We start from the raw sequence: 26,018 nt of genomic DNA, 5'->3' as shown, positions 1-26,018 counted from the left end.
ATCCAAAGATGGATAGGTTCAGGCTGTCGAGAAAATCTCGACAGCTTTAATTTTTTCCTTAAAGTTTCCATCCCCTCATTTTCTTGAAAACTGTACAAGATCTAAAAATCATCAAAAGGTCATCTCAAGACATGTGTGGGAGGAACATAAAGAAAAGGTCAGACAAAATCGTCTGTCTCCCGCTGGAAAAGAGCTATACAAAAAAAGAAAAGAAAAAATAGAGCGAAGCTTTGCAGATTCAAAACAACTGCATGGGCTTCGCTACTGCCGGTTGAGGGGAAAACAAAATGTGAGTGAGCAAGTGCTTCTCACAGCTGCCTGTCAGAACATGAAGAAGATTGCCACACACCTAGCGAAGCTAGGCTAGGTGTGTGGGAGGCCTTTTTCATTAAATCTTATCCACCATCATTACGATGAAAATAAAAAAGCTTATCTGTCTGGTTCTTGAATTTGATAACCGAAGACTCCTTTTATCTCAACATCATTCCCACAGCCTTCTTTTTTGGTCAGTTTAATACCATGAGGTCTATAAATGTAGCGCCCACTTGATAAAATTTGGTCTGTTGCACTTAGATCATATTGATTACCCACATACTCTTTCACTGATGACGGAAAATCCGTTCCTGATAAGGATGTTCTGTAGAGTGTCACCTCTAAAGTACAGCCCTCTGCATTTAGTATAGAAAATTGGTAACCGTGTGTAGATGGATATTGTTCAGGATTATTTTGACCTCCTGGTACCCACAGATCTTTTTCCTGTTCCGTCATGATGAAATCGACTTCTACTTCTCGATAAATGGTCTTAGCTGCAACCTTTTCCATATTAAAATGGAACATGACAATGAAACAAAGAGACATTATTAATAATATTCTATTCATAAAAAAACCTCCTTTTACATTATTATACAATTAATAAGGGTTTAAGAGGGGATTTTTTCACTTTTTGATAATAAATAAGAATTCATTATTCATTCTCGTGTTTTAAACTTCTATGGCTTTACTTAATTTCTCTTTTGTCTTTGGACCATATATGCCATCAGGGATTAACCCATGCATCATTTGAAATCGAGACACTGCATTCGCAGTCTTGGGGCCGTAGTATCCATCAACCCCATTATTTTTTGCCCCCTTATCAGGATAGAAATAAATCGATGCTAAGGCTTGTTGTACTGCTACTACGGCTGACCCTTTTGTAAGAGGCTTCGTCACTTTTAAAATACCTGCAGGCAAACTGTATGTTTTTTTGACCTTGTTGCTTTTAGATGTTGATGTCGTTGATATGTTTTTGTTAGATGTTTCTTTCACAGGTTTAGCTGTTGTCATTTGACTTGTAGGTGCTGATGCAATACCAGCTTTGAAGCCATCCCACCGATTTAGCAGCTTACGCGGACATTCTTTCCCGCTCCAATGCTTATGCGGCACCACGTTTGATAAAGGAATTCCTAAATCTCCCATCAGTTTTCGAATGAGCCATTGGGCGTTTTCAACGGCTTGCTCAAAGTTACCACCTTCATTTTCACAAATCTCAATTCCAATTGATTTCATATTGCCGGTTCCTCTGCCATCCCCTGCGTGCCAGCCGTTTTCGTTTAACGGTAAATGCTGATAGATGACCTGATCATCGACAGTGTAATGCCAGCTAACCCCGGTACTTGCATGAGCAACAAACGCTGCATGATTCGCAGCATCGGCCCCCCGTCCAGTGTTCGATGTATTATGCACCGTAATATAGAGCGGCTTCATCATGTTTCCTGGTCTGTTGCGATTTTGTTTTGGGATGATCGCTTGAATGATTTTAACCATATTGTGTCTCCTTCAAGAATTATTTTGTTAACCCTCTTTGTTTCAGGGCATCTTTTTGCAATTGACCTTTATAGGTCACATAATTGTTTTTAAACCAAGCGATCACCGCAGTGACCATAGTGAAAATCGTGGAACCTGCAACATATAGTGCCTCTCCTACGGTTTGCACTTGCTCCTCAATAATCGGCAGCACCGTTTGTCCAAACATCACAAGCGTTTGATTGATGAGCGCAATAAAAAGAAGCACTGTGCGAATCACAGTGCCTTTGTCGAATGTTTTCATGATTTTTCCTCCTATTTTAAATTCCGTTCAATTTTATCGAGTTTGTCGATGACGACGTCATACTTCTCACTAAACTTCGCTAACACATCATTTTGCGCCTCGATTTGCTCATTGAGCTTGTTTTCTCGTTCCTTTGTTGTGTTGAGAACATAAAACAAAATCCAGCAAAAGAGCACAGCAAATGGGCCTTGTGTCATTAAATATTGAGTCAAATCCATTTCCACTACACTCACCTACTCCCTCACTTTGCGTATCCTTAAAGAAGGCAAAATAAAAACGCCTATTCAGCGTTTGTTGGATATTCTTCTTTTGTTATTTCTTTGTATTGTTCCGGCGTAATCTTTTCGAAACGAACAAATTTTGCTACATCTTCATTTTCATAACACTTCCATTGATAGAACAATGAAATACTACGAAACCAATCCAATTAAATGCCCCCCTTTTCATTGAGCAACATGACAAGTTCTGATGTTATTTTTGATTGTTCTTTTACTCTCTTTTCTGACTCTGCCAGCTGCTGAAGCAAATCGGCGTTTTGCTTTTTTAATAGATCAATATCTGATGGAGGCAGCGGCTTTGCCTGAAAGTGATCAATGTATTCTTCTGTTGCCGACTCATACCAAGCCCTTTTCTCTTCATTGTATTTACCTTTATACAAGCCATCTCGAGGTCTTACATCTGTATACCCTTCTGGGATATCTGCATCTTCTTCAATTTCTATTTCTCCTCCTGGAATGTAATTGAATTTTTCATCGTATCTATATATCCATTTCACTTTTATCCCTCCTGTGCGGATATGAATTTAAAGCCAAAAGTGATAAATTCATTTGGATTTGTCGTATTGGAGACGCTTTGTATATACACATTACCGTCAGTATGAATATATGTCCTGTGTGTTTGCGGTGTTGAACCAGCGCCAATACTCGATGCTACCCCTATAAAATGCATACCCTGTATAGGACGATAACCACTTGGCAATGTAAAAGCAGGTACCTCAAAACCGATAGTACCTCCTGCAATAGATCCAATTAACTCCACCTCTCCAAATGCATTCTTATAAAATTGCACTTTTTGAGTGCCGTATTGTTTCCATCCGTTTAATAGAGTGGTTGGGGACTTCCATTCTATTTTCTCTGTATCAGTTAACAATCGTTTCCAACCAGAAAAAACACCCTCATTATGCACTGTTCCAAACCAATGCATATTATCATAACTTCTAATAATATGAAGAGTCTTACGTTTACCGGCTGCTTCTATAATATCCACATTAAACCAAGATGCATCATTGGTTGTAGGCATATTAATAGCATTCGTTCCAGACACGTAATAAAAACCAGACGGTAGGCTTAAAATATCTGTGCCACTAGAAATAAGCATTCTAGTTCCATTCGCTTTCAATAACGGATGCTCGTTCAATCTCTTCCAGCCACTCCATTCTTGCTGAGTACCCGTAACATCAGTTGTTGATCGATTGATGTACACATCGCCTGTATTATTTGCCCCAATAATCCAACCATAAATGTTTTCACTAAAAACAGATAAGGCTCTCATAGAACTTCTTGTCGGCAGATCAGGGTGTGCTTCATGAATATACCACGAATGCACGCCTGGTAATTTTAAGAGCTTATCTAAAATACTAGGATCATTTGCATTAATTCTTTCGTAAGCCTTTCCGTCGTCAGCAGTAATTTTAGATAATTGTCCTGCATCCCATTTATTTTTTTCATTTTGAGTAGGTAATTGAAGCCAGTTGATTCCAACGTCATTTACGTGATAGGAAAAACAAAATGCATTGCCTGAAGTGTCAATGGCGACGCCTATGCCTATATTATTTTGACCTACTAACTGAAAGCCTCTTAATGCTGCATTGCCTATAGCAGGAGAATCAACTACACCCGAACCGCCTGGAGCATAGAACGAGCAGGCACCTAACGATTTAATCCCATTATAAATACTACCGCCGGCAGGAATATTGACCAACTGGGACCCGCTATCATTTGTCATTTTATATAGCTGAGATTGATTCCATTTCTGCTTTTCTGTTTCAGATGCATGAGATGTTGTATCACTTTTGTGCTGATTGATTTGATCTAATAGTCCAACATCATTTTCAAGAATAACTTTAACCATGTCATTAAACAGTTCCGCATGGGCTTTGTCACTGGTTTTGAAACTACGAGGTGTCTTTATTTCCATGTGATTCTCCTTTCATATTTCAGTTGTATTGAATTATCTGGTAGTGAACTTAAAACCAAATGTAATAAACTCAGTGGGATTGGCATTATTTGAAGAAGACTGTACACATACATTTCCATTCTTATCTATTAATGTACGATGGAATTGAGGTACTCCTGGTGTTCCTATACTTGAAGCGACTCCTATAAAATGGATCGCCTGCTTCGGCCGATATTCTTCAGACAAATTAAACACTTCATTATTTCCTAAAGTTCCACCTTTTATCGCACCTACTATTTCAACTTCTCCTAACAGGTTCTTGCGATATTTTACTGGCAAATTAATAGGATCATATTCCTTCCAACCATTTATAATTTTTTCAGGTTTTTTCCAAGTACCTTCTAATAAATCTGAAAACGTGATTTGCTTCTCCCATGGTGTCCATGTTTCTGCATCCTGTTTACGAACTCTAAAGTACGTGTTTTTCCCATAAACAGATTCGTATGCTATTTGTATTAATGTATTTCCGTAACTCATGACCAGTAAAAACACTCGATTAACGGATGGTGGACCGTTTACTCCAGGATTATAAATGAGATACATGCCTGTCTGAGTAAGGCTATTATAGTCTGTCTCACTAGCAACTCCATGATAAAAGGGCTTTCCATTATCTTGTGTAATTTTTATTAGCTGACCGTTGTCCCATCTTATCTTATCACTTTCAGAAGGCAGTTTTGTCCATGTCATAGATGTATGTCCGGCATTATAACTGAAAAAATAAGCATTTCCTGTACTATCAATCGCAAAGCCAGAACCAATATTTCCCTCACCTGCTGTCTGCAGCCCTCTTATCGAGACATTAGTTGGTGCAGGAGAATCCTCGACGCCAGCAGCTGCAAAAAATGTACATGTTCCTTTATTTTTTATCGCATCAAAAATTCTCGCATCAGCTGGCACATTAATTAACTGACTTCCATTATCTGCTGTAATTTTATAGCTCTGCGACTCATTCCATTTCTTCTTTTCTGCTTCAGTTGTATGTGATTTCGTATCATGTGTATGGTTTGTGAGTTGTCCTAATAGCCCAGTATCATTTTCAAGAAGTACTTTGACCATGTCATTAAACAAATCAGCATGCGCTTTATCGTTTACTTCAAAAGGTTTTGGTTCTTTTATTTCCATTTAGCTTTCACTCCTTCGCTTTGAAGCTTGGATCGATCTCTTGTAGCTGCTCTACCGTGAGAGCACCCTTTGCTGACAGCCTACATTTAGTTCTTCAATTGAACAGTCACCTAGCTCGATTGCTTGCTTGACCATTTCAGGAGTCACCCATTTAAAATATAAAGCCATTACCCAATAATTCATGTTTCACTCTCTCCTTTATATAAAAGGATCTCTCTTTTTAACGCCTTTAGTTCGTTTGTTAGATGATCACATTGATGTTCAAGTTGTTTTCTCATCAGCTTTTCTTTCGCTACTTCCTGCGCTAGAAATTCAAGCGGCAGAGGTGGTTGATATCGAGGATTGATTTGAGATGCCTCCCACCATTCCTTCAATTCTTCTGCCGTTGGCTTTGGCACATCTAGATGCCATTCGTTTATATACGAACCGTCGCCGTCATTTCTAAGCTCAAAATCCTTTTGCGGATCCCGCATCGGGGTATTTATACTTAATGGCTTCATATAAAATCATCAGAATCCTCCTACACTCTCGGGAAATTTCGTCCGCCTAATTCCGTAATATCGAAATAGTTGTACCAGCCTGAATTATCAGATATATAACGATCGGAATTTCCCGCATATCCTATATACATGTAAATTTCAATGTAATCTCCTTTATTCGCTGGCACATTCGCAGCCCCATATAAACCTATATCAAGTTTTGCCGTTTCAGAGGGTGTGGCAGGGAGATGTCTATAATGAGATATATTTTTATAATTTTTACCATTTAAAAAAATAGACAGCTCAAAATTTGCATACATTTGAACCGTCTCAATATAGACTCCAGCGTTTACTAGATACATACCGTTTTCCGGACAAATAAAACGACTATTTTTTATATCAAAATGATTGTGACTATCTTTTATTTTTCGATTAAAAAGGATTTTTTGTCGCTCTGCATTATTAAGCAGCTGCTTACCAGTTGTGCCAATATTCGTATGAAGAAAACCAGAGAGTTTATGCCAGTCTGTCCACCCCGATCCCGTCCACCAATGCCTGCACCAAATTCCAGTACTATCAAAATAATTACCAGCTTCGTTTCCAGTACCATAATAGTATTGTACAAATCGAAAATTACTGATCTTCTCATTCTTCACAAAGCCATATCTCGTCGGATATCCCTTATCATTGGCTTGGCCAATATCCATAAACGTAATGCCAATTGGATATTCCTCACCGCTGACTGATGCATCTTGAATGGCTTGGTCGCCTGTTAAAATAAACAAGCTTTCATTCGTGATTCCTGCTATTTGATGACTGAGCGCATTGTCATTCTCCACAAGTGTGTTGACCATTCGGTTAAATAAGTTCGCATGGGCTTTGTCAGAGGTTTCAAACGGTAAAGGTGATTTTATGTCCACTTCTTTTCCCCTCCATTAATAAATATCATCAATCTCAAATACGAATTCGATGTCGCCGTCTTTTTGTTTGTCTGTCATGGTGCGGACGGCGGTGAATTTGCCGGCTTCGTCGACAAGGGCTAGTTCATTGATGACTTCTCCTGCGAGTTCTCCTTCGGCGATCGTGCAGGTGTAGCGGATTTTTGCTGGTTCCATGAAGGTAAATGAATCGATATCTTTTTGAACTAATTCTTTTTTGAGTGCTTGTTCAGTACCGTCAAGAGAGAGAGGTTTTCCATCCTTTGTTCCTCCATTTCCGAACGCCATTTTGACGACTTTTGTGAGTTTTGTTCCTTCTGCTCTTGCCTTTGCCATTTGTTGACGTGCATAAAGTGTTGTTACGGTTAATTGATCAGCCATTGTGATCCTCCTTATAGCTCTATTTTTGTAGAAGTTGCTGCCAGCATTTTTGATCCGTCAAGCGGAACGGATCCATCTAGAATCCAGTAATGATCCTTAATCAGTAAGCTGCCGCCCTGTTCATTTTGAACATGCACTGGCAGGCGGAACGTCATCCTCTTTTTCGTATAGTGCGGGAGCTGGTTCTTTGCGTGCAAAGTCAGTGCCGCGGCCTGCTTCGTTTCATGCACTGCTCCGGTCATGACATAATGCATGCGGTATGTTGTTTCCTTCTCTTGTTGAAGCGGCATCATCATCTTCAACGAATGCCTAAAACGAGCAGGGACATCCGTTGTACCTCGTGTCCCGCTCAGGTAGAACGTACCATTTAATACAAATTCACCATTGAGTAAAATCGGGATATGATCGAAAAAACCCACCCTGCTTCGCAGTGTGAGCCGCTGATGATGATCGTTTTTTTCATGAACATCGGTATGATGATTAGCGGTGAACGTATACGCCAAATGTGCAGGCTTTAACGTTTCGAGTATTTCGACAATATATCTTGTGTTTTGCAGGTCATCCAGATTTACACGTAACGCAAAATGATAGCGATTGGCTGTGAGGCGGATGATCGCACTTGGATTTTTAAGAAAGCGATTCACCGATTTCTCTAAAGAAAGATACGTGATTGGCGGAATGTTTGACATCATATTGAGTAAGCGTGCCCTGCGCAGCTCAATCGAATCATCTGATTCTCGCTGCACCTTGAGCATTCTTTCCCACCTATTCAATCCCCACGTCGCTGTTAATGGAAAGAACTGATCCGTTACATCAAAAATGGATTCGTCCAATTGCTCAAACTCTGGCGCCTCTGTCCTTAGTAAATGGTCCACATCATAAATTTCCGTGAAATATGGCGGCAAGTAGTTTTTCATTTCATCATGTTTGCTCAATAACCTTCACCTGCCTAAGACGCGGTATTTCAATGTCCTGTAATACTAAGTTTTTCGACTCACCATTCAGTAAGACGTTTGCATAATCTGACACACTTTCTGAATGATACAAAATATCATTTAAGGCGGACATGCGGATCGTACTTTTTTCAAATGCGATTGATTTTAACAACGCTTTGATCTTTTCTTCTATTTCTTTTTGCGCCCCTTCAAGTGTCCAGTCCATTTGAAGTTCGACGGCCATTTCTATGTCAATATCCAGCCATTTGGCGCTTTCAACGGTTGCTTTTGCACCAATAGGAGATTGTCCTTCCCCTTCTCCTGGCACAGGGTCGATATACTCCTGTACCCTTTTGACAAGTAGATCAGAGGCTACATCTAGATTGCCGTCAGTGATGACAATTTTGACCGTTCCCTCTCCATTCCAAAGCGGGAACACTTTCGCTCTGCCGACACCAACCACTTCCTCGGCCCACTTTTTGTAATGGGCTCTGTTGGCACTGACAGCCTCTCTCCTTGCACGTATTAAATATCGATCATATAATGAAGCGTCATCTTCCTCCTCTTGCCCCGGTATCACGAGTTCTTTCATGATCATCGATTCAAGGCCTGGGATTGTATCAAGTGATAGCAGCGGTTGACCTGTTAATTGCCCATTGCCGGCTGTACCAGTTGTCTCGCATTCCAATGTGCCATCCTTCGAATATTGAAAATAAACATCTTCAATAAAAAACCTTGAGCCTATAGGGATGTTTACATTCTCCGGTTGAATGGCTGCGGACCAGACCGCTGTGGTGGCCGGCTTTCGTTCAATTCCTACTTCAGCCGCTCGTCGATCTAAAAATTCGCCCTGCGCTGTATCAGCAAACACAAGATCAAATACTTGATCAAGCCAAATATACGACTGAGCCAGTTCAGCGGCAGCAGGTGCCAGGGCATTCCAAATGATGCTGTTTTCTCTTTTATCTATGTCATCTGGCAGCCTGTCCAGCATTCTTTCCATCAATGCTTCATACGTTTGCTCCTCAAACATCGGCCTCCATCACCTCCTCTATTTCTAATGTGCCCTCATCTGTGACGACGGCTAGTCTGACTTGAAACGTGTCATTTTGCTTCGTGACCTCTATTTCTTCAATATGATCAATACGCTCGTCAACGATTAGTGCTTCTTCTAGCAATCTTGGAATCTCCATTTCTTTGTATTCGTCCGTTGCTTCTGTGTCTGTCAATAGTTCCTGAATTTCAGTGCCAATGTCGTGGCTGTAGATAGGATGTGCATACCGCTCTGTTCGCAATGTCATATAAATGAATTGCCTGATCGCCTCAATCCCCGAAATGGCTTCATTTGTCAGCCTGCCATTTTCAACATCTATGCGATACGTCATCGAGGTTTCTACCTCGTCGTCTTCTTCTGTTTCCTCGATTTCTTCCTCTGGTGAAAGTGCCACGTTCATCACCTCCCTTACAATTTGTCGATGATGTAGAAGGACTGTCCTCCCGCCATTGCGAGCACCATAATACTGTCTCCCGCTTTTAATTCATCATCCTCCCCCTTATTTAAGCGCTTTGGCCAAATAAGCAGTTCTTCTGGAATGATCAACTTACTATTTTCATTTAATCTGATATTGAGAGGCGAAACCGCCGTGACTTCTCCAATGACCAGATCAATTGGAGAGGCTGCGTCTACTGCATTGACAGCGAGTCGTTTAATCGCTTCACTTAATCTCACGCTTGATCACCCTTTGGCATAACATTTTTCTCAACAACGTCAATGGTCATGGTGTGTTTCACTCCATTGAATTCATGCTTGTCTTGATCAATCCAGTAGGTTTTTTTTACGTTGATTTCTGGGATTTTCAAATAGATTGGCAGACCGCTTTGCAGTTCAGGAATTCCGAGTGCTTGTATGCTTTTCACTTCTTGTTTGACGCCTTTTTTCTCTGCCAGACGAACTTTGGCTCTTTGCTGGAGCTGCGGCTGATTCATTTGTCCAGTCACTGTCTCAACATGCTGTAAAATGCCATACTTACTTTGACCCGCTTTATCCTGTTCGATCACCACAATATCTGATTTGCTTCCTTTTTTCTTATTCTTCCCCTGTTCATCTACAGACGTACGCATCTTCACACGTGTTGCTGTCTCTTCAATAGAGGTGCTGTACTGATAATCAATAAGATTGACGCCTGATTCAATGACCCAGATGTCCTCTGGATCAGGCCAAGCTCGCAGTCCCATCTTGCCTTTAGCAGAATAAATTTGATAATTTCTACCGGTTTGCCGCTTCGTTTCCTTGAGTGCTTTCAGAATGATGTCATACAAACTCGTGTCATTTTTAAAAACAAGAGACTTCATGACATGTCCTGTATTGGCGATGGAGGTCATAGGGATTTGAAAGTCAGTTCCAATTCGCTTCAAAATTTGATCTGCTCTTTGATTTGAAAACACATATACATCTTGGTTTTTCACTAAATATTGGAGCATATCGTATGCGGTAAAGGTCAGTTTCCCATCAACAGGCATCCTAGAAAAAACGATGCCTCTGAACAGCTCTTTTCCTTTCCATTTAAAAAGAACCGTGTCTCCTTCTGAGACACGGTAATATGTTTGACTGCCTTGCTTTGTGATAATATTCGCCTGAATAGAGCGAGGGGCTTGATACCTTTGCCCCTGAAGTGTCACACTTTCTGTAACAAGCTCATACATAGTGCCGCTTCTAATGGCAAAAAGCTCAATCAATGTCAGCCCCCCTATTGTGGTATTTTTAGTTTTTGTCCAGGAAAAATCCAATGTCCCGGCTGCTTAATATTGCGTTTACTTCGTTTAATCATCGCTGCTTTATTGGCATTCCAAATACGCCGCCATTTTGTACTATCGCCATAAAACCGGCCTGAAATGGCCCACAAAGTATCGCCTTTTTTGACGGTGTACAATTTTGGTGGTGATGCTGAGGGTCTTTTCTTTTTGGTTTGTTTCGCTTTTTTCTTTTGTTTGATTTTCCTAGGCGATGCTGTTTTATATTCCTTTAGCTCAATTGTAAATTCACGATCACCAATATCATATGACCCTTCCTTGTGGGTAAAGCTTTCAATGCTGCACGTCATATTGATTTTAGTCCCTGTAACAATCAATCGCACGGACTTCTTCGACCGCATCATTCGTTCAATTTTCGCTATTGCATTCTCTGGTGATGGAATGCTTTTATATTCAGCAATCGGCGAATATTTCTTAGGAAATAATGAGGTGAATGATACTTGTTTAGCCGATGGCACATCAATAAAGGTCAGTTCTCCAAAAGAGGCGACCTTCACTGTTTCATTTTGTACATGATTTGTGATTTCGAGTTCGGATGGAAGGACAGGGAATCGCAGCTTGTCCTTTCCTTGGGAAATCCACAATTGATACACTGATTTACCCATCGATCACGACTCCCTTCGTTCCTGTATGAAGCTCTACTTCCAGTTCGTCTACGAGCATTTGTCTTATTTTTTCGACAAGAGACTGTTGATCTTGTCCATTGTGGAAATGCTGATCTCCATTGAACTGGATGGTGATTTGTTTCGTTCCCGATGATGTAGAACCGCCAGCTGATGATTGAGCTGAGGTCACTTGCTGCATCTGGGATTCTGGTAAAGGAGCAGATGCATTTGATGGATCATAGACTTGCATCCCAAGTGCCTTGGCTGCCTGCGTCAATAAATATCTTCCACGAATGCCTCTTTCTTCTGGAATAATCCATTCACGTTTGTTTCCTTCACCGACTCTAGCTACCTGCTCCTGAGTAATCAATCCGCCATTTGCGTAGCCTTTATAAGGACCGCCTCTTCTTATACTCCGTAATCCCGGTGTATTAAAGACTGTGCCATATCTGCCCTTAATGTAGTTAATGGCTGCTACGGCATTATGAATTGGGTTCCAAATATCATTCATGCCCTTGCCTTTATTGGAGTTAAACGTCGGATCAATGGTCTGCATCAATCCTTTAGACGGCGTTCCTCTCTTGGCGTTTGAATCCCATAGGTTGATCGCTTTCGGGTTTCCACGTGACTCATTCTGCGCAATCGTCATCAAACCAGGTAGCCAGCTCATAGATGTGCCGGTTGCCATTAATGCAGCCATGAGCCATTGTTGAACAGTCATGTTAGATGCACCCATGCCACTAAATGCAGCGATTAAGGAACCGGCTTGATTCTCTGCAAATTTCTTCACGTCAACCGAATCAAGACCTTTGACGACACCAATCGATGCAAATTTCCCAAGACTCATCATGACACGTGAAGGGGAATGAATGTCTAATTCCTCTCTAAATGCCTGCTCTACTTTCTTCGCCATTTCTTTAGCTGCCTGCGTGACTTCACTTGCTTTCGAACGCATCCCGCTATTGAAGGCATCCATCATTCCTGAACCCCAGCCTGGTGATTCTTGTTTTGTTTGCAGGAATGGTTGTTTGATGTGCTGATCTACGTATTGGCTTGTGCTAGATGATGTGGCATTTTGACCTGTTGCAAAACCACTAACCGTTCCAGAACCCCAACTCGGTGACGCTGTCATCACTTGTTGGTATGGTGCTTTTACACGACTTTGCAAAAAGCTGTCTGTTCCTGTTGGTGTCATCTGCTGGCCCGTCGCAAAGGCAGAAACCACTTGTTGGCCGTACTTTCCTGAATCTGATGTCAAGTGATCAAATGGCTGCTGAATATTTTTTTGTTTCCATTGATCCAGCGAAACCACCTTTTGATTTAGTCCTTGTTCAAAATCATGATTAAATTGCTCACCTATGCTTGCAGCTTGAATGTTTCCATCCAATGAAACCGATCCACCAATTGAACCGACAGAAGCATTTGGAGCTGCTTGAGCTGGAGAGCTGGAAACTGGGTTTGCTGCACCGCCGCTGCTTGGCACAACAGACATTCCAAGGTGAGAAGCAGCCTGTGCAAGCAGCATTTTCCCCCGTCCACGGTTATTTTGAGTTGGAATGACAAATTCGTTACCAGCTTCACCAACCCATGATAGGGTAGGCTGAGTGATATAGCCGCCTGTGGCTCTTTTATCAGGATCTCCAAATAAATGCTTTATTACAAAATTAATCCCATCGCCAGCCTTGTCAAAAATCTCTTTGACCCAGCCAAATGCCTTAGAAAAACCATCACTTATGGCACCTGCCACTTTTAGGATCGGTGTCTGAATATTATCTTCAAACCATTTGGATAATCCATCCCATATATCTGTCACTACTTTATACGCTTCTTCAAACTTCTTTCCAATGCTATCTTTAATGGTTCCGACGGTTTCTACAAGCGGGGTCCAGACGTTGTTCATAAACCAAGAGGATACTGCTCCAAAAATGGATTGAATGGTTTTCCATGCATTTGATAATGCTGTCCAAATTCCTGTAGCTACTGTAACAACTGTGCTGCTTAGCGGGGTCCAGACGTTTTCGATAAACCACCCTGCTACTGTACTGAATGTTTCTTGAATCCATGTCCATGCATTGACTAGACTTGACCAAATCGTGGTTGCTACTGTAACGACTGTACCGCTTAGCGGGGTCCAGACGTTTTCGATAAACCACCCTGCTACTGTACTGAATGTTTCTTGAATCCATGTCCATGCATTGACTAGACTTGACCAAATCGTGGTTGCTACTGTAATGACTGTACCGCTTAGCGGGGTCCAGACGTTTTCAGTGAACCAACTAGCGACTGTTGACCAAACTTCAACAATTTGATCTTTGATTTCGATGGCTTTTTGGCCAATCTTGTCAAATCCGCCACCATCAAACCATTTTCCGATCGTTTCACCGATAGATTCTCCGCCCATACTTCCAGCGATTCCGCCTACTAGACCACCGATGGCTGTACCTACTCCTGGAACTACACTTCCAATCGCAGCACCTGCTGCAGCACCTGCCATCCCGCCGGCGATTCCGCCTCCAGTCGTACCGATTTTTTCACCAGCATTCTTTTTGTTTATGCCAATTAGATTTGTTGCACTAAGTACACTTCCTAGAATAGGTACTTTCTTTAATAATTTACCGCTCCCTTTACCGATATTTTTCACCGCATTCCCTAATCCACTTAACCCCTTGCTGCCTTTTACCAAACCCGTAAGTCCACCAACTGAAGCTGCGATACCGGCACCTTTCTTTAGTCCACTAGGGATTTTCCCAAATAATTTACCTGCATTTGTTTTCAGTTTTCCTAATTTACTTGGAGGTCTTCTATTCATTTCGGTTCTTGTTGTGGCATTTGGATTTCTAGGCTGTCTTCGTGATTGACCATTTCGATTTTTCGTTTTAGTAGAGCCTCCCCTGGTTAAACCTCTTGCACAACAGGGACAACAACTATTGCGAAACAAACCTTTTCCACCTTGCGGCTGAGGTTTCGTATTGGGAGCTGGATTAGATGGTGTTGGTGAAGTTGTTGGAGCTGTTGTTGGTGCCGGAGTGGTACTGTTGTTTTCACTTGATTGATCACTTGCACCTAAGAAACGATCTAGTACGTTATTCACCAATTGATCTAGTTTTTTTTCAGGATTCAATTTAATCTTCTCTTTTATTCTTCCGATCACATCTTGCTTGTACTCTTCCATTTTATTTTCAACCCAAGGAAGTGCCTTTTCATCCCAAAACTTTCTAGGACTTAATTTTTCTTTCACTTTTTCTGCAACGTCACCTGCATATTTTTGAATTTCATTTAATCCTTTATTGGCAACGTTCTGGAGCCAACTCTGTTTAGTGTCATCCGTTTTAACCGACGGACTACCAGCCTCAGGTTCTTTTTTTATATTTTGTTCTTTCACAACTGACTCTGCCTGATCTCGTTTTTTCAACTTACTCTTTGCATTGTCTTGAACAGATACTCTGATTTCGTGTTTAGCCATCGTCAAGCTTTTGAGTGTCTTTTTGATTCGTTGAATCGCAGCGGTGGCTTGATCAATCATGTTTACTCTCATATAGTACGTTCTGTTCATGAGCTGGAGAATAGATTTTTTGATCATTGACATTTTACCTGACAACTGATCGTTTAATTTAAACGTCAGCAGAATGGGACTTGTTCCCACTTGTTTCAAACGATTTATGCTGGATTTAATGACATCTAATCCTTTTGCTTGAATGGATATGACCATATGATTTGGGATCATATTTAACTGATCGTTTAATACTTTTAGATCACGATAGATTCCCTGATCGAGTCTCATGGGAATCACTGAAATTTTCCGAAGTGATAAACTGAAGTTTCTTAGCTTCTTTTCATCTATTTCCAGGTTTATTTCCACCGGTTTTCTAAATGGTTTAAGCTGCTTCTCAAACGCTTGAAATCGTTTTTGAATGCGCAGTAGCTTCTTTGATACTTTGTCTTCTAATTCAAATCGTGCAGTGAGTTTCGCCAGTTTATTTTCCTCCTTTCTTTGCTTCTTTTTCTAGCATGTCGAGTTTGTAGCTGATGAGTCCGAAAAGGAATGCTTTGAATGGTCTTGGTGCTTCGTATAAATCAAGCAGTTCTGATGGGGAATAGTGAAGCTCGTGCATGGCGTAATATAGAAACACGGCTTCTTTATCCCCATCTTTTATTAGTTTTTTGCTGCGTCTTCTAAATCTTCAATTTCGTCTTCGAATCCGTTAATTTCAATGGCTTTGTTTAACCAGTTTGCGTATTCACCGCCGACAGATAAAACACGTTTTGCGACTTCAACTGGATCTTGTGTGCTGTAGGCTTCTCTTAATTCCTTTGAGCGGAAATCTGGATAAATAGTCGATTCAATCGCAATTCGTGCATAGAAGCGCTGGCTGTCTAAGTCTTTCACGCGGCCTCTGCCTTTGATATTTTTGAACGTTGTGTTTTCTTTTTCTAGTTCATCAATACGCTCAGTGGTAATCGCTTTGAAAACAAAAGGGATGACATTTCCTTTTTTATCAACAAAACGCTTGGAAATCGGTACTTTGACTTCTTCTGCTTCTACTGTTTGTCCTGGCATAAAAAATGAAAGATCAAATGTTTGTTTTTCGCTCATGTTTAAAAACTCCCTTTGTTATGTTTTTGAATACAAAAAAGCACATCCATTTTTGAATGTGCTTTCCAATCTTTTCATGTATAATTGAGAACGTACAATTGAACGGCTTGCTCAAGGGCGTCTGGCTCATCCCCGATAGGAAGGGGGTGATGCTCATGTCAACATTCCAAGCACTGATGTTAATGCTTGCTTTCGGGTCATTTATCATTGCCCTGTTGACATATATAGACAAAAAATAGACTCCCCTTGAGCTGTGGAAGGTTGAAGGGAAAGTCTACCTAAAGAACCTATTCGATAAGCCAGCCCCTTGAGGGCCAAATTGTACATTGCCGGGATGTTGACGCATCCTGGCTTCTTTTTATTTTATGCAAAGTGCTTTGCATGTAAACATATTTCTAAGAAACTCTTGAGGGTTACACAGCAACTCTTTTATAGCTACTCTGTCACTACGAAAAATTATACCATATCGTTGAATAAAATAAAAACAACATCTATTTTTCGTCATTCGTCATGTCTTTTCTATTGTAATTTAGAAAGAATTCTTCAGTTTTTCAGGCAGATCAAAGTCTTCAAATGTAAATGGAACTTCTTCTTCAAGTGCCTCTGAATCGACATCCAATCCAGCAATTTTAGCTGAATCAAAGTTGACATCAAATAACGTCACACGCTCAGCGCCTCGGCCTGATGACTTATCATCAAGCACCGCTTGAAGAGTGAAATAAGGGTCTTCCCCTTTTTTCACATAGTTGAGCATTAATTGAACAAAACGTGAAGTGACTTTATAGAATGTTGCCGTTCCTGTTCCGTTTGCCCCTGTTGTTTTATGACCAGTCATTCGGCGTCCCATGACGTTGACTTCGGATTTGTTTTTCTCCACGTTTGCTTCGAAGGTTTTGATAAATGCAAGCTCCTCACCTTCTAAGAAAAGACGACCCTCTTTACCTGAAATTGTATTTTGCGCTTTAAAAGCCATCTTACTTCACCTCCACATTGAAATAGAATTTTTCTGCTGCGTCTACTGGTTGAACCGCTAAATCAATAATAAATCCATCACGATCCTCATTGAGACCAATGACGATATCTGTTTCTGAGTTAAAGCCTGTAATGCCGCTTCCGTCTTGAAGTTGCGTGAGATACTGCGTAATCAGTGTTTTCACAAGCTGCATACCGTCATCTGATGCTGGAATGTCATTTCCATTGGCTTTGCGTAATTTGATCATATTTTTCAATTCAAATGTTAAATCATTGTTGATTGCATCAAGCACACGAATGATTTTGTTTTTCGCCATTTGCTGGTTCTTTTCAGCTGTGAAGCTTGTCAAGGAGTTAATATCTTTTTCAACACTCACTGTACGGTCTCTCGCATCAAAGGTGAAAAGAAACTCCCCTTGTGATAATCGGTATTCTACTTGATCATTGTCAAGGCGCTCTAGTGTGTCTACTGCTCCCTCGTATTCAACAAAGGTAAGTGACTGATTAAAATTCGCTCCTGCACTTGCACCTGCGACCCAAGCTGTTGTTTGAGCAGGCGTCAGTTCTGTTCCATCTTCTAGAACAACACCACTTGTGACATTGATGATTCCTTCTTGGTCCGCTGCATAATTGGCGACAACCCCTTGCACCTTACGTCCTTGTTTATCGCGTAACCGTTCGATAAACGAGGCAAAGGTTGCTTTTAATTGCTCACTATTATTGACTGGAAGGGCAATGACATCAAAGTATTCTGTTTCTGCTGCTTCTAGGAAAGTTGTATAATCTGCGACACTTGCCACGCCATTTTTCCCGCCGCTTAGAGCCGTGCCAGCTGTAATGACCGCTTCACCTTCACCAGAAAATTGAACATATTTGTTTTTCACAAGCTCTTTGACATCTGTGACAACCTGCTTATCGACAATATCTGTTCCAAGATAGGTGATGACGTCACGTTTTGTGCTATCCAGTACATTCTCTGCAACTTGAATGGTGATCTCATTTCCTTTTTGACCGCCATAATTTGCTGTGACCACAAAGCTTTCTGCGATTTCAGCTTTGGCTGACTCTCCTTCGTTTAAACGGTAAAGTAAGACCGTTTGCGCTTTTTTCTTCGCTTCGCGGAAAAGAAGAAGTGACTTATCATCAATGTTGAGTCCGACCTTTTTATTTAAGTCTTCCATATTGGAAACGGAAATAAAGGTTTTTGGTTCTCCCCAGCTCATCACAAGAGGAAGTGCCACCGTGCCTCGATCGCCTAAAGTAATTCGCTGCTCTGCTGTTGTTTTAAAATTAAAGTAAATGCCAGGACGCTTTTTCTCTGTACCTGGTGTAAAAGTGCCTCCGTTCATCCTTTAAACCTCCTTGGACAAAAAAGCATCCATGTGCTTCTTTGCTTCTGTTTTTGTAATTGGTTGATGTTTGATATAAAAAAGAGCACCTTCAAGGATTTCTGGTTTTACCCCAAAAAGATCCTTACTGTGCTCTTTTAAGGCTTCAAATGAAAAGCCAAATTCTTTTTCTTCGCCAGCTGCTTGATCGAGCTGTGCTTTTTTAGTCTTGCTCACGTTTGATCACCCCATCTGAAAAGTTGATATCCTCTAGGCTTGGCTGTTTGTCTCGATAGTACCAATAGCTGCTATCCCACGTCAGGACAATCGCTGCTACACCTTGATCTATGATTCTTGTTTCCACCCTTTTGATGCGGACATAATCATCAAGCACTTTGCCATCTTCACTGATCATCTGAATCATTTGACGATCAGCAAGTAATGCATCAACGACAGTTTCTGCCGCATCATGTGCTTTCTCAGTATCGATATGAAACACTTTCACTTGCAGCGAATAAGATTTCATAAAAGTAGACACTGTATCTGGACCACTAATGATAGTCACTGGCGGCACATAAACAGATGGCACTTGAAAGCGCTCTGGCAGAAGACGATCATACATTTTCACAGGAAAGTGTGTGTATATATAATGCATGATTGCCCCGACTTCTTGATTCATTCCATCACCTCCCAAAATGTCGATCGATCCAGCTTTGAAGCTTCCGATCTAGTGAATGTTCAAACATTTGTTCATAGAGCATGACAGCATGATCCCAGTAACCATTTCCATCGATCCATTGAGTTGAAAGCATCATGCCTGTACTCGCGCTCGGATCATATTCAAAGCGGCTGCCAGCCCATCTGCCAGGCACCCACCTTCGTTCTCCATTTGAAGAAACGGCATGTCCATCATTGACGTAAGAAGCATATTCAAGCTGCGTTCCAACTTCAAGCGTGAGCCCACCTCGTGAAGTGAGAAAATGATTCTCCCTATCACCTTTTTGAAAGGAATTGAGAAGACGGCCTGTATCGACAGCCTTTTCCTTGATTAATTCATCTTGAATGATGTCTAAAAGCTGTAAGCCCATTTCCTGTAACCAATTTTGGTACTGCTCCGTCAAGTCGCCACTATTCGCCTTTTGGAGCTGTGACAGCAGCCGGTCAAGTCCATCAATTTTCATAGATTTTCCTTTCTGACAGCCATCACTTCAATATGATGCTGTTTCACTCTTTTCGGCTGCTGCAACTTGAGTGAAATGCCGTTCCACACCATTTTGTCATGCAAGCGAATATCACTTGCTATAGGGAAATGGACAAGATAGGACTGATAAATCACTGTATTTGGTTCTTCTTGCACGAGTGACTGGTTTTTTTCTACGACATAGCAAGCCAAATCTCTTATACTTGGTGCATCAGGATAGGCGGGTGTCATTTGCATATCTCCTGCTGGAATACCATATTTACCGCGGACTGGCTCCTCGTTCTCCAGATGAAAAAGATCACAGCGATCCGTTAAGAGAGACTCATAGCTCATAACGATCTCACCTTTAAATTGGCACTGCCGCAAGTTAACGATGGTTCAATATAATCAACAAGCAGGGCATACACATATGGTTTGCCTTTCACTTGATCCGCTGCCTTGGCATATGAATAATCACCCATTTTTTCTGACGTCAAGCCTTTCATCATGGATTCATCATCATTCAGCATGGCAAAATACTGGGCCATTTTTAATAAGGCGATCCTTGCTTTTTTAGGTATGGGCTGATATTTTTCGTGCGTAAAATCGTGCCCGACGATCTGAAATACCGCAGCTTCTGCTTCGATAATATCTGCCGCTAGTCTCTCTACAGAACGATTTTTCACGCGATCAAATACAGAATAGGCTTGTAATTCCTCAGCAGAAATGATCATGATCTGCCGTCACCTACTCTTTCACTTTCATTACTTTGGCTACAGCATCCTCTTCCTCAAATTTGCTGTCGAGCTTTGCTGTCAGCACAATGATAAACTTACGACTGCGAATATCTTTTTCTACTTCAATACGAATATTGCGAGAAAAACCTACGATGATGTTTTTAGGGTGTGTCAGCAAAATATCTGATACGTCCGTTCCTGCTTCATCATACGGCTGCATGTTGGCAAGACCTTTGACCGGAACACCGAACGCAGAGGAAAGTCCGCCTTGAAGTGCTGAATCTCCTAAGCCTGTTTGACGGTTTGCTACTTGATCCTTCCACTCAACCTCTAAGCTTGGAGATGTGTAGAACCGGAAATCCTGAGGAACACGTAAATATTTTGACGGCATCGCTTTATAGGCTTGTTTGAACATTTGACGGCTAATTTCTGCTCCATTTGCATCGACAATATGAGAGACTGCCTGTTTTCGTACGCCATCTATTTGAGCTAAAAATGGATCTTCTGCTGTTGTATCTCCGTTGACAATCAGCTCTTCAATATCGACTGCCGCTCGTTCCGCCAGCATTTGCATAATCGTCTGCTGAATCCCGTCTTTTTCAATATTGTTTTCAATGCTGTCGTAGGTCATATGAATCTCTGCAATGACCTCTTTGGCATTAAGCTGGACAGTGCTTGTCGCTGGGACAACACGATCTTTTGCATTAAGCGCTTTGCCTTCTTCTGCTGGGCGCAAAATACGCTGGCCGAAGCCAATTTTTTCGATTTTTTGTGAATCACTTTCCATTGGTATGATACGTGCATCATTTAAAACGGTTGGTGTGTTTTGCATCATTCTAATGAATGTATTGGATTGGGCTGCGTTCATGAGACCGCCGGTTTTTAAGCTGGCAAGTGTCATTTCTGCCTTACGAATCAACTCTTGATTTCTCACACTTTTTCCTCCTTATTTGGCTTATAGTAAGCCATCCCATATGGGTTTTGTACTGTCGTTTTGTGTATCGTGAATTGTTTGTTTTGAAATACCCCGCGCTTTTTCAAGCATGTGAATCCGTTCTGAAATAGGCAGTAGCTGCTGCTGAAGCACTTGCTGAATAGCTGATTTTTCTCTGCTGGTGGATTTCTCTAATGAAGAGAGTTGATGACGAATCGGCGCAACCACTTGCTCCAGCACTTTTTGAACAGGTTCTTCTTCCCCTGCTTGATCTGCCCTCTGTGTTTCTGCTTGCTGTAAGACGTTTTCGATTGCCGTCTTTGCTTTTTCAAGCTCGCTTACTTGATCGGTCGTCAATCCGGCATCTTGCTTTTGAACGGATGCTGGTCTTTCGCCAATCGCTTGCAGGACGTCTGTTGTCTTCAACACGTCCTGCACAATTGGTATCAATTGTTCAAGCGCAGCTCTTACGCTAGACTCATCACCATCACTTGACTGTAACGTTTCCAGCAGATGATCTAAAACGCTCCAAAATTGTTGTGGCATATTTGCACCTTCCTCTTTCAAAAAGAAATTTTTCAGCAAAGAAAAAAGCCCTCTCTCATTCGCTTCTTGAGATAGGAGCTGTTCCTGCTCTTCTATTGCAACGATGTCTGCTGTCCCTGCCATGGAATAGCCTGTAATGTGGCCTTTTTGAATCTGATCCCAAATTTCTTCGGAGGCCTTTGTCACAAGCACCCATGATCCTTTTCGAATCAGCTCTCCGCCTACTTCAAAATCCGCTGGAGCAATATATGATTCGACGACTTCGCCAACACCCTCTTGAAAATCATGCTGCTTGTCAATGTGACGGGCATCCTTCATAAAGCCGTGTGCTGCTCTTTCAATTTCCTTGGCTGACATAAAGTCTTGATGTGCATCGGGTGTATTCGGTTCATACACGACGCCATACACAAGGCGATGAGCATCTTCTGCCTTTGTCAGGACGCTAACTTCCTTTTGAAAGTCAGGCTGTTGTTTCTTTGCTTTCATGAAAAAGAATTTCTTTTGGTTTGCTGCCCTGTCGACATAGGAAACATGCGTAATTTTTGCGTTTTTTAATTCTCTTGGCATATGTTCACCCCCCTTCAAAAAAGCTCACGTTCTTCTATTTCTCCAGCTGTGCCGGCGCTGACTGTGACTGTCCATCAGCTGATGCTACGCGGCTTTCTAAAGGCCTGTGATAGAGATCTTCCGGCCATTCCTCTAACGTTTTGCCAAGAATGCGTCCCGCCAGATCTCGTAAATCGTTTGGCGATACTGCTCCAGCCTGAATAAATGGTGTCAGAACCTTCGCAATCTCTAATGGATCTCTGAAATCAGGACCATTTAATAAAAAGCGGACATGCCATATATCCAGATCAGGAAGGAAAAGGGTATTGAGTTTCCCAGTAATGAGATGCCTCTCCGGCTGAAATACCTGCTCCTCCGTCGTTTTACGTGCGGTATCTGCTGTGGCCTTGTTATAATCTTGTGACTCACCTGTGTAAATAGGCGGCAGACGAAAAGCGGAGCGGATTTTGTTTCTCGTCTTTTCATCGTATTCTAAAAAGAGCGCATCCTCTTGCAGGATTTCCGCCAAGGATTTAAAGTTCACTTTGACATTTGATACCTCTTCTTCACCTGTTAATCCCTTTTCTGTCGGAAGCCCTTCTACTTCAAGCAATAAAAATTTATGCGCATGATCAGAGCCTTCAATATCGTCCATATAATCCTGAAGCTGCTGATATGAAGCCTCTGACAGCATCCCATTTTCAACAATAATGGCACCTGGTACATGCCGCCCTTGCTTAAAATAAAGATAATTCAGCTCTTCTGCCTTGCGTGCTCCATACATATTGACGATATTGCCAATCCAGCGGGGAATCCCATACGTACCGCTACCAATTTTAAAATGAATCACTTCTGTTGCTCTAAGCGGTTCTGGTGTCGTGTCATCGTATTTGCCTGTTTCATAATTTAAGATGCGGGGATCACCATACTCCTTGAAAAAGACTTTCTTTTCATTGATGACCTGTACATATTTTCGGAATCGTTTCTGTCGATTCATCGTCTTCAATTCTCCGTCTTCTGTGAATCGGAATTCGACGTCGACTGGCTCACTCAGCTTACAAATGCGGATATGGAGTGCATCTAAATACTCGATTCCTGCTGGCTTTCCTTGTCCATCTCGCAGCACCTCTAAAAACCCATTGCCCGTTTTCTCTCGGTCTTCTAGGACATAGCCAAGAATCACATCGGCAGACTCATCGTAGTTCATGTATTTCGTAAACTCTTCCAGTCTTGTCCATTCCTTCTCTGCTGTCTTCTTTTTTGCCGATTTCACACCTTCTGCATTAAAATCAAACGCATATTCCACCCCAAAACCAAAGCCTAAAATGTTGGTTCTATACGCATCAATACACTGCTGAAGAATCGTCGAGTATTCTGCCATGCTTTTTAGTTCATTGATGTTGTAAGGCGGGGGAACAATGTCATCTTTTTCGTAGGAAAATTCATCTTCATACATTTGTTTTGTGTGATCAGACATGTTTGCTTTCATAATTGTTGCCTTCAATTGTTTCATTGTATGGACCTCCTCTCTCTGTTTGGACGGACACGGTCAGAAGCAGTCTGTTTCAAATCCGTCACCTCATAATCATCCAGTGCATACCAAATGGCGGACAATGTGTGCGGGTCAATTTGAAATTCATCTTCCGCTAAGCGGCCGTTCTTATCTGCCTTATAGGTCAGTGATTGAAGTTCATAAATAGTATAAGGACACGCATCAGAGCAAATGATTTTCTTAAACCGTTTGATTTTCTTTGTATATTGCAAGCGTGAGCCTTGGAACTTATGCGCTGCCACCATTTGAAATCCGCGCTGCCGAAAATAATGAATGGTTTTAGGCTCTGCTGCGTCTGCCTTAATAAGTTCCTTTGATTCCGCAAACTCTTTCAGGTCAACGGCTGTTTCATCATCTGTTTTTCCGCGGTCGTAATATTCCCAATAAATATATAAGTACTTTTTTTCATGATCGACGGCTAATCGAATTAACGCATTATAGGATTCCACAAAGCCAAAATCCATGCCCGCTCGTTTCAGCGGTCTGTCAATCTCGTGAATCGCTTCTAATACGTCAGCATGATTTCTCACTTCAAATTGAGGAAAAACCTTTGTGCCATTGATCCCGAAATATCCCTTCCTCGCAATTCGATAAAGGTCTGGGTCATATTCTTTCAGCTCATCCAGCTGCTTCACATAGCTTTTAGGAAGAAAGAGGTTATCTGCTGCTGTCGAATGATGATAGTACGTATCCTTGATGACGACAGTTCGCTTTTTGTATAAAGTCTCGTCATCCAGAACAAATCGCTTCAGCTGCTCATCTCGAAAGAAATGTCTGTACGTCCAATTATCCTGACCAACAGGGTTGGTCGATAACATCATATAAAGAGGTAAAGCCGGGTGCCTCAGCCTTCCAAGCAGTTCTTTAAAACCTTCATAAGAAACCTCGGAGCACTCCTCAATCCAAATGATCGAGATATTGTTGATCGACTTCAATTTCTCAGGTTTATCCAGCCCTTTAAATAAGATGCTGCTGCCGTTTCGAAAAGTGAGGGCAAGCGCCGAACTGCGGCACTTCACAATATGATCAATGCCAAGATCGGTGACGATTTCTTGCAAAAGAGAAAAAGTCGACTCTCGGTGCGTATCATACACCTCTCGTATGACAAGTGCTGTCCGCTTTTCCTCGAGCAGCTTTAAGATGAGCTTTAACGCAATGTGATAGCTTTTGGAAGAGCCATAGCCGCCTACTAAAAATTGAAACTTTTGATTCCAATCGAATAGAAAGTGTTCAAAGTGAGGGTTGACTTCTTTTTCAATCAACGACGTCATGAGTCGTCCTCTTTTCGCTTGATCATGATGTGAAGGTCTTCTTCTTTTTCCTCTCGCACTGCTTTTTTTGTTTTTTCGATTGTCAGTTCAATTTGCTTCAGCCTTAATCTTCGTTCGTCTTTCGCATGAGCGAGCTCTTCAAACTGTTTTATAAGACGTCTTAGCTCTCCCATTGCACGAGATTGGGCATTTAAAAAAGTGGCATGCCGGTCCCATGAAAATTGAAACGAAAATTCTTCTGCTGTAATGTCTGGTTCTGGCTGAATGCCTTCTATCGTGTCTTCCTCTAATGAAGAAGGCATGTATGTCACCTTTTTCAGCTCTTTGATCATGTCATCTTGAGCTGCTACATGCATGATTCGCTGCGCACGAATAATGGCTGCGTATTGAATTTGGATTTGGTCCCAAATTAAATCAAGTGAGGTGCGCCCGCCCATTTTCTCCATGATTTCAATCGTTTCATCCGAGAGAAATTGATTGAAAATCGAATGCGCTGTCTTTGACGACATTTTCTGTCTTTGCCAGCCGTATCGCCTTTTCCATGATTTGACGGTATGGATGGAGACGTCGTAACGATCAGCTAGCTGCTGGTACGTCATCCCTTTCATATAATCCTGCTTAGCCTCTATCTGTTTATCTTTCATTTACATTCACCTGCCGCCTCCTTTTAGTTCGAACGATTCCCTAAAAAGGAATCATTTGTGCCGGGCTAGCAAACATTCGTTTGGTCTTTCTACATATAGGTGGCAACTGTAAGACAAGCTCT

33 protein-coding genes and 2 pseudogenes are annotated in these 26,018 nt (G+C 41.6%); 2 read left to right on the top strand and 33 right to left on the bottom strand.

Going from position 1 to position 26,018, the window contains the following annotated elements:
- Positions 1-82: 82 nt before the first annotated feature.
- Positions 83-367 (top strand): annotated as a pseudogene (locus tag GPA07_RS05705) (transposase); the annotation flags it as partial.
- Between the two features lie 62 nt (positions 368-429).
- On the opposite strand, the gene GPA07_RS05700 reads toward GPA07_RS05705, so the two are convergent.
- From GPA07_RS05700 to GPA07_RS05600, 21 genes and pseudogenes are all read right to left on the bottom strand, one after another.
- Positions 430-879, bottom strand: a complete 450-nt coding sequence (locus tag GPA07_RS05700) for a hypothetical protein (RefSeq protein WP_008361675.1) — start codon at positions 877-879, stop codon at positions 430-432.
- 102 nt (positions 880-981) lie between these two features.
- Positions 982-1,803, bottom strand: coding sequence for a peptidoglycan recognition protein family protein (locus GPA07_RS05695; RefSeq protein ID WP_157292168.1), 822 nt, complete (start codon positions 1,801-1,803; stop codon positions 982-984).
- 19 nt (positions 1,804-1,822) lie between these two features.
- Positions 1,823-2,086, bottom strand: coding sequence for a phage holin (locus tag GPA07_RS05690; RefSeq protein ID WP_157292167.1), 264 nt, complete (start codon positions 2,084-2,086; stop codon positions 1,823-1,825).
- An 11-nt stretch (positions 2,087-2,097) separates the two neighbouring features.
- The gene (locus GPA07_RS05685; protein WP_034739919.1) at positions 2,098-2,310 is read right to left on the bottom strand and encodes a BhlA/UviB family holin-like peptide; all 213 of its coding nucleotides are present in this window, start codon (positions 2,308-2,310) and stop codon (positions 2,098-2,100) included.
- A 56-nt stretch (positions 2,311-2,366) separates the two neighbouring features.
- Positions 2,367-2,513 carry an XkdX family protein gene (locus GPA07_RS05680; protein ID WP_008361668.1) on the bottom strand — a complete coding sequence of 49 codons (147 nt, stop codon included), beginning with the start codon at positions 2,511-2,513 and terminating at the stop codon, positions 2,367-2,369.
- Positions 2,514-2,861, bottom strand: coding sequence for a hypothetical protein (locus tag GPA07_RS05675; RefSeq protein ID WP_157292166.1), 348 nt, complete (start codon positions 2,859-2,861; stop codon positions 2,514-2,516). It abuts the gene before it with no gap.
- A 2-nt stretch (positions 2,862-2,863) separates the two neighbouring features.
- On the bottom strand, positions 2,864-4,282 hold the full coding sequence (locus GPA07_RS05670) for a hypothetical protein (protein WP_157292165.1): 1,419 nt from the start codon (positions 4,280-4,282) through the stop codon (positions 2,864-2,866).
- Positions 4,283-4,315: 33 nt separating this feature from the next.
- Positions 4,316-5,443, bottom strand: coding sequence for a pyocin knob domain-containing protein (locus GPA07_RS05665; RefSeq protein WP_008361663.1), 1,128 nt, complete (start codon positions 5,441-5,443; stop codon positions 4,316-4,318).
- A 51-nt stretch (positions 5,444-5,494) separates the two neighbouring features.
- Positions 5,495-5,626, bottom strand: coding sequence for an XkdX family protein (locus tag GPA07_RS05660; RefSeq protein WP_232532117.1), 132 nt, complete (start codon positions 5,624-5,626; stop codon positions 5,495-5,497).
- Positions 5,623-5,953, bottom strand: a pseudogene (locus GPA07_RS05655) (XkdW family protein). The gene GPA07_RS05660 and the pseudogene GPA07_RS05655 overlap by 4 nt, the downstream one beginning before the upstream one ends.
- A gap of 10 nt (positions 5,954-5,963) precedes the next feature.
- Entirely contained in the window at positions 5,964-6,842 is an 879-nt protein-coding gene (locus tag GPA07_RS05650) for a hypothetical protein (protein ID WP_071168717.1), read from the bottom strand.
- Positions 6,843-6,857: 15 nt separating this feature from the next.
- Entirely contained in the window at positions 6,858-7,241 is a 384-nt protein-coding gene (locus GPA07_RS05645) for a phage tail-collar fiber domain-containing protein (RefSeq protein WP_008361653.1), read from the bottom strand.
- Positions 7,242-7,252: 11 nt separating this feature from the next.
- Positions 7,253-8,176 (bottom strand): YmfQ family protein, encoded by a 924-nt coding sequence (locus tag GPA07_RS05640; protein ID WP_157292164.1) that lies wholly within the window; start codon positions 8,174-8,176, stop codon positions 7,253-7,255.
- Positions 8,163-9,209 carry a baseplate J/gp47 family protein gene (locus GPA07_RS05635; protein ID WP_008361647.1) on the bottom strand — a complete coding sequence of 349 codons (1,047 nt, stop codon included), beginning with the start codon at positions 9,207-9,209 and terminating at the stop codon, positions 8,163-8,165. The genes GPA07_RS05640 and GPA07_RS05635 overlap by 14 nt, the downstream gene beginning before the upstream one ends.
- A complete protein-coding gene (locus GPA07_RS05630) occupies positions 9,202-9,624 on the bottom strand; it encodes a DUF2634 domain-containing protein (RefSeq protein WP_071168714.1) in 423 nt (140 codons plus the stop codon). The genes GPA07_RS05635 and GPA07_RS05630 overlap by 8 nt, the downstream gene beginning before the upstream one ends.
- Before the next feature lie 14 nt (positions 9,625-9,638).
- On the bottom strand, positions 9,639-9,905 hold the full coding sequence (locus GPA07_RS05625; RefSeq protein ID WP_008361642.1) for a DUF2577 family protein: 267 nt from the start codon (positions 9,903-9,905) through the stop codon (positions 9,639-9,641).
- Positions 9,902-10,912, bottom strand: coding sequence for an XkdQ/YqbQ family protein (locus tag GPA07_RS05620; RefSeq protein ID WP_157292163.1), 1,011 nt, complete (start codon positions 10,910-10,912; stop codon positions 9,902-9,904). The genes GPA07_RS05625 and GPA07_RS05620 overlap by 4 nt, the downstream gene beginning before the upstream one ends.
- Before the next feature lie 11 nt (positions 10,913-10,923).
- Positions 10,924-11,592 carry a LysM peptidoglycan-binding domain-containing protein gene (locus GPA07_RS05615; protein ID WP_008361637.1) on the bottom strand — a complete coding sequence of 223 codons (669 nt, stop codon included), beginning with the start codon at positions 11,590-11,592 and terminating at the stop codon, positions 10,924-10,926.
- On the bottom strand, positions 11,585-15,565 hold the full coding sequence (locus GPA07_RS05610; RefSeq protein WP_442859332.1) for a transglycosylase SLT domain-containing protein: 3,981 nt from the start codon (positions 15,563-15,565) through the stop codon (positions 11,585-11,587). The genes GPA07_RS05615 and GPA07_RS05610 overlap by 8 nt, the downstream gene beginning before the upstream one ends.
- A 1-nt stretch (position 15,566) precedes the next feature.
- Positions 15,567-15,704, bottom strand: a complete 138-nt coding sequence (locus GPA07_RS05605) for a hypothetical protein (protein ID WP_095410046.1) — start codon at positions 15,702-15,704, stop codon at positions 15,567-15,569.
- A gap of 41 nt (positions 15,705-15,745) precedes the next feature.
- Entirely contained in the window at positions 15,746-16,186 is a 441-nt protein-coding gene (locus GPA07_RS05600; protein ID WP_034740076.1) for a phage tail assembly chaperone, read from the bottom strand.
- Positions 16,187-16,335: 149 nt separating this feature from the next.
- Here GPA07_RS05600 and GPA07_RS05595 point away from each other — a divergent pair, with 149 nt between their 5' ends.
- Complete coding sequence (locus tag GPA07_RS05595; protein ID WP_072368332.1) at positions 16,336-16,425, top strand: putative holin-like toxin; 90 nt, start codon at positions 16,336-16,338, stop codon at positions 16,423-16,425.
- A gap of 290 nt (positions 16,426-16,715) precedes the next feature.
- Here GPA07_RS05595 and GPA07_RS05590 read toward each other — a convergent pair whose 3' ends face one another.
- The 12 genes from GPA07_RS05590 to terS are packed head-to-tail and all read right to left on the bottom strand — an operon-like array spanning position 16,716 to position 25,896.
- The gene (locus GPA07_RS05590) at positions 16,716-17,159 is read right to left on the bottom strand and encodes a phage tail tube protein (protein WP_008361420.1); all 444 of its coding nucleotides are present in this window, start codon (positions 17,157-17,159) and stop codon (positions 16,716-16,718) included.
- A gap of 1 nt (position 17,160) precedes the next feature.
- Positions 17,161-18,507 carry a phage tail sheath family protein gene (locus GPA07_RS05585; RefSeq protein WP_157292162.1) on the bottom strand — a complete coding sequence of 449 codons (1,347 nt, stop codon included), beginning with the start codon at positions 18,505-18,507 and terminating at the stop codon, positions 17,161-17,163.
- 3 nt (positions 18,508-18,510) lie between these two features.
- Positions 18,511-18,723, bottom strand: a complete 213-nt coding sequence (locus GPA07_RS05580; RefSeq protein WP_157292161.1) for a YqzN/YkzM domain-containing protein — start codon at positions 18,721-18,723, stop codon at positions 18,511-18,513.
- Entirely contained in the window at positions 18,710-19,165 is a 456-nt protein-coding gene (locus tag GPA07_RS05575) for a phage tail terminator family protein (RefSeq protein WP_008361426.1), read from the bottom strand. The genes GPA07_RS05580 and GPA07_RS05575 overlap by 14 nt, the downstream gene beginning before the upstream one ends.
- Positions 19,166-19,169: 4 nt before the next feature.
- Entirely contained in the window at positions 19,170-19,667 is a 498-nt protein-coding gene (locus tag GPA07_RS05570) for an HK97 gp10 family phage protein (RefSeq protein WP_008361428.1), read from the bottom strand.
- The gene (locus GPA07_RS05565) at positions 19,664-20,020 is read right to left on the bottom strand and encodes a YqbH/XkdH family protein (RefSeq protein ID WP_008361430.1); all 357 of its coding nucleotides are present in this window, start codon (positions 20,018-20,020) and stop codon (positions 19,664-19,666) included. Before GPA07_RS05565 ends, GPA07_RS05570 begins: the two co-directional genes overlap by 4 nt.
- Positions 20,017-20,400, bottom strand: a complete 384-nt coding sequence (yqbG, locus tag GPA07_RS05560; protein ID WP_157292160.1) for a protein YqbG — start codon at positions 20,398-20,400, stop codon at positions 20,017-20,019. The genes GPA07_RS05565 and yqbG overlap by 4 nt, the downstream gene beginning before the upstream one ends.
- 13 nt (positions 20,401-20,413) lie before the next feature.
- Positions 20,414-21,337: a phage major capsid protein gene (locus tag GPA07_RS05555; protein ID WP_008361434.1), complete on the bottom strand. Its 924-nt coding sequence runs from the start codon at positions 21,335-21,337 to the stop codon at positions 20,414-20,416.
- Positions 21,338-21,358: 21 nt separating this feature from the next.
- Positions 21,359-22,450 (bottom strand): XkdF-like putative serine protease domain-containing protein, encoded by a 1,092-nt coding sequence (locus GPA07_RS05550; protein ID WP_157292159.1) that lies wholly within the window; start codon positions 22,448-22,450, stop codon positions 21,359-21,361.
- A gap of 34 nt (positions 22,451-22,484) precedes the next feature.
- Positions 22,485-23,942, bottom strand: a complete 1,458-nt coding sequence (locus GPA07_RS05545) for a phage portal protein (protein ID WP_008361438.1) — start codon at positions 23,940-23,942, stop codon at positions 22,485-22,487.
- Positions 23,939-25,252, bottom strand: a complete 1,314-nt coding sequence (locus tag GPA07_RS05540; RefSeq protein WP_157292158.1) for a PBSX family phage terminase large subunit — start codon at positions 25,250-25,252, stop codon at positions 23,939-23,941. Before GPA07_RS05540 ends, GPA07_RS05545 begins: the two co-directional genes overlap by 4 nt.
- Positions 25,249-25,896, bottom strand: coding sequence for a phage terminase small subunit (terS, locus tag GPA07_RS05535; RefSeq protein WP_008361441.1), 648 nt, complete (start codon positions 25,894-25,896; stop codon positions 25,249-25,251). The genes GPA07_RS05540 and terS overlap by 4 nt, the downstream gene beginning before the upstream one ends.
- Positions 25,897-26,018: the final 122 nt, after the last annotated feature.

Origin of the sequence: Bacillus sp. ms-22 (assembly GCF_009759805.1) — a bacterium.
GTDB lineage: Bacteria > Bacillota > Bacilli > Bacillales > Bacillaceae > Bacillus > Bacillus xiamenensis.
The sequence above is the reverse complement of the archived record's forward strand: the minus strand, read 5'-3'. Positions and strand labels throughout refer to the sequence as shown.

Excerpts from the sequence above, each read along its gene's own strand:
- GPA07_RS05690 (WP_157292167.1), bottom strand. The coding sequence starts at position 2,086 with ATGAAAACATTCGACAAAGGCACTGTGATTCGCACAGTGCTTCTTTTT.
- GPA07_RS05700 (WP_008361675.1), bottom strand. The coding sequence starts at position 879 with ATGAATAGAATATTATTAATAATGTCTCTTTGTTTCATTGTCATGTTC.
- GPA07_RS05605 (WP_095410046.1), bottom strand. The coding sequence starts at position 15,704 with ATGCACGAGCTTCACTATTCCCCATCAGAACTGCTTGATTTATACGAA.
- GPA07_RS05670 (WP_157292165.1), bottom strand. The coding sequence starts at position 4,282 with ATGGAAATAAAGACACCTCGTAGTTTCAAAACCAGTGACAAAGCCCAT.
- GPA07_RS05565 (WP_008361430.1), bottom strand. The coding sequence starts at position 20,020 with ATGAGCTATGAGTCTCTCTTAACGGATCGCTGTGATCTTTTTCATCTG.
- GPA07_RS05540 (WP_157292158.1), bottom strand. The coding sequence starts at position 25,252 with ATGACGTCGTTGATTGAAAAAGAAGTCAACCCTCACTTTGAACACTTT.
- GPA07_RS05550 (WP_157292159.1), bottom strand. The coding sequence starts at position 22,450 with ATGCCAAGAGAATTAAAAAACGCAAAAATTACGCATGTTTCCTATGTC.
- GPA07_RS05590 (WP_008361420.1), bottom strand. The coding sequence starts at position 17,159 with ATGGCTTTTAAAGCGCAAAATACAATTTCAGGTAAAGAGGGTCGTCTT.
- GPA07_RS05635 (WP_008361647.1), bottom strand. The coding sequence starts at position 9,209 with ATGTTTGAGGAGCAAACGTATGAAGCATTGATGGAAAGAATGCTGGAC.
- GPA07_RS05615 (WP_008361637.1), bottom strand. The coding sequence starts at position 11,592 with ATGGGTAAATCAGTGTATCAATTGTGGATTTCCCAAGGAAAGGACAAG.
- GPA07_RS05595 (WP_072368332.1), top strand. The coding sequence starts at position 16,336 with ATGCTCATGTCAACATTCCAAGCACTGATGTTAATGCTTGCTTTCGGG.
- GPA07_RS05575 (WP_008361426.1), bottom strand. The coding sequence starts at position 19,165 with ATGAATCAAGAAGTCGGGGCAATCATGCATTATATATACACACACTTT.
- terS (WP_008361441.1), bottom strand. The coding sequence starts at position 25,896 with ATGAAAGATAAACAGATAGAGGCTAAGCAGGATTATATGAAAGGGATG.
- GPA07_RS05645 (WP_008361653.1), bottom strand. The coding sequence starts at position 7,241 with ATGGCTGATCAATTAACCGTAACAACACTTTATGCACGTCAACAAATG.
- GPA07_RS05665 (WP_008361663.1), bottom strand. The coding sequence starts at position 5,443 with ATGGAAATAAAAGAACCAAAACCTTTTGAAGTAAACGATAAAGCGCAT.
- GPA07_RS05695 (WP_157292168.1), bottom strand. The coding sequence starts at position 1,803 with ATGGTTAAAATCATTCAAGCGATCATCCCAAAACAAAATCGCAACAGA.
- GPA07_RS05570 (WP_008361428.1), bottom strand. The coding sequence starts at position 19,667 with ATGAAAATTGATGGACTTGACCGGCTGCTGTCACAGCTCCAAAAGGCG.
- GPA07_RS05585 (WP_157292162.1), bottom strand. The coding sequence starts at position 18,507 with ATGAACGGAGGCACTTTTACACCAGGTACAGAGAAAAAGCGTCCTGGC.
- yqbG (WP_157292160.1), bottom strand. The coding sequence starts at position 20,400 with ATGATCATTTCTGCTGAGGAATTACAAGCCTATTCTGTATTTGATCGC.
- GPA07_RS05545 (WP_008361438.1), bottom strand. The coding sequence starts at position 23,942 with ATGAAACAATTGAAGGCAACAATTATGAAAGCAAACATGTCTGATCAC.
- GPA07_RS05600 (WP_034740076.1), bottom strand. The coding sequence starts at position 16,186 with ATGAGCGAAAAACAAACATTTGATCTTTCATTTTTTATGCCAGGACAA.
- GPA07_RS05660 (WP_232532117.1), bottom strand. The coding sequence starts at position 5,626 with ATGAATTATTGGGTAATGGCTTTATATTTTAAATGGGTGACTCCTGAA.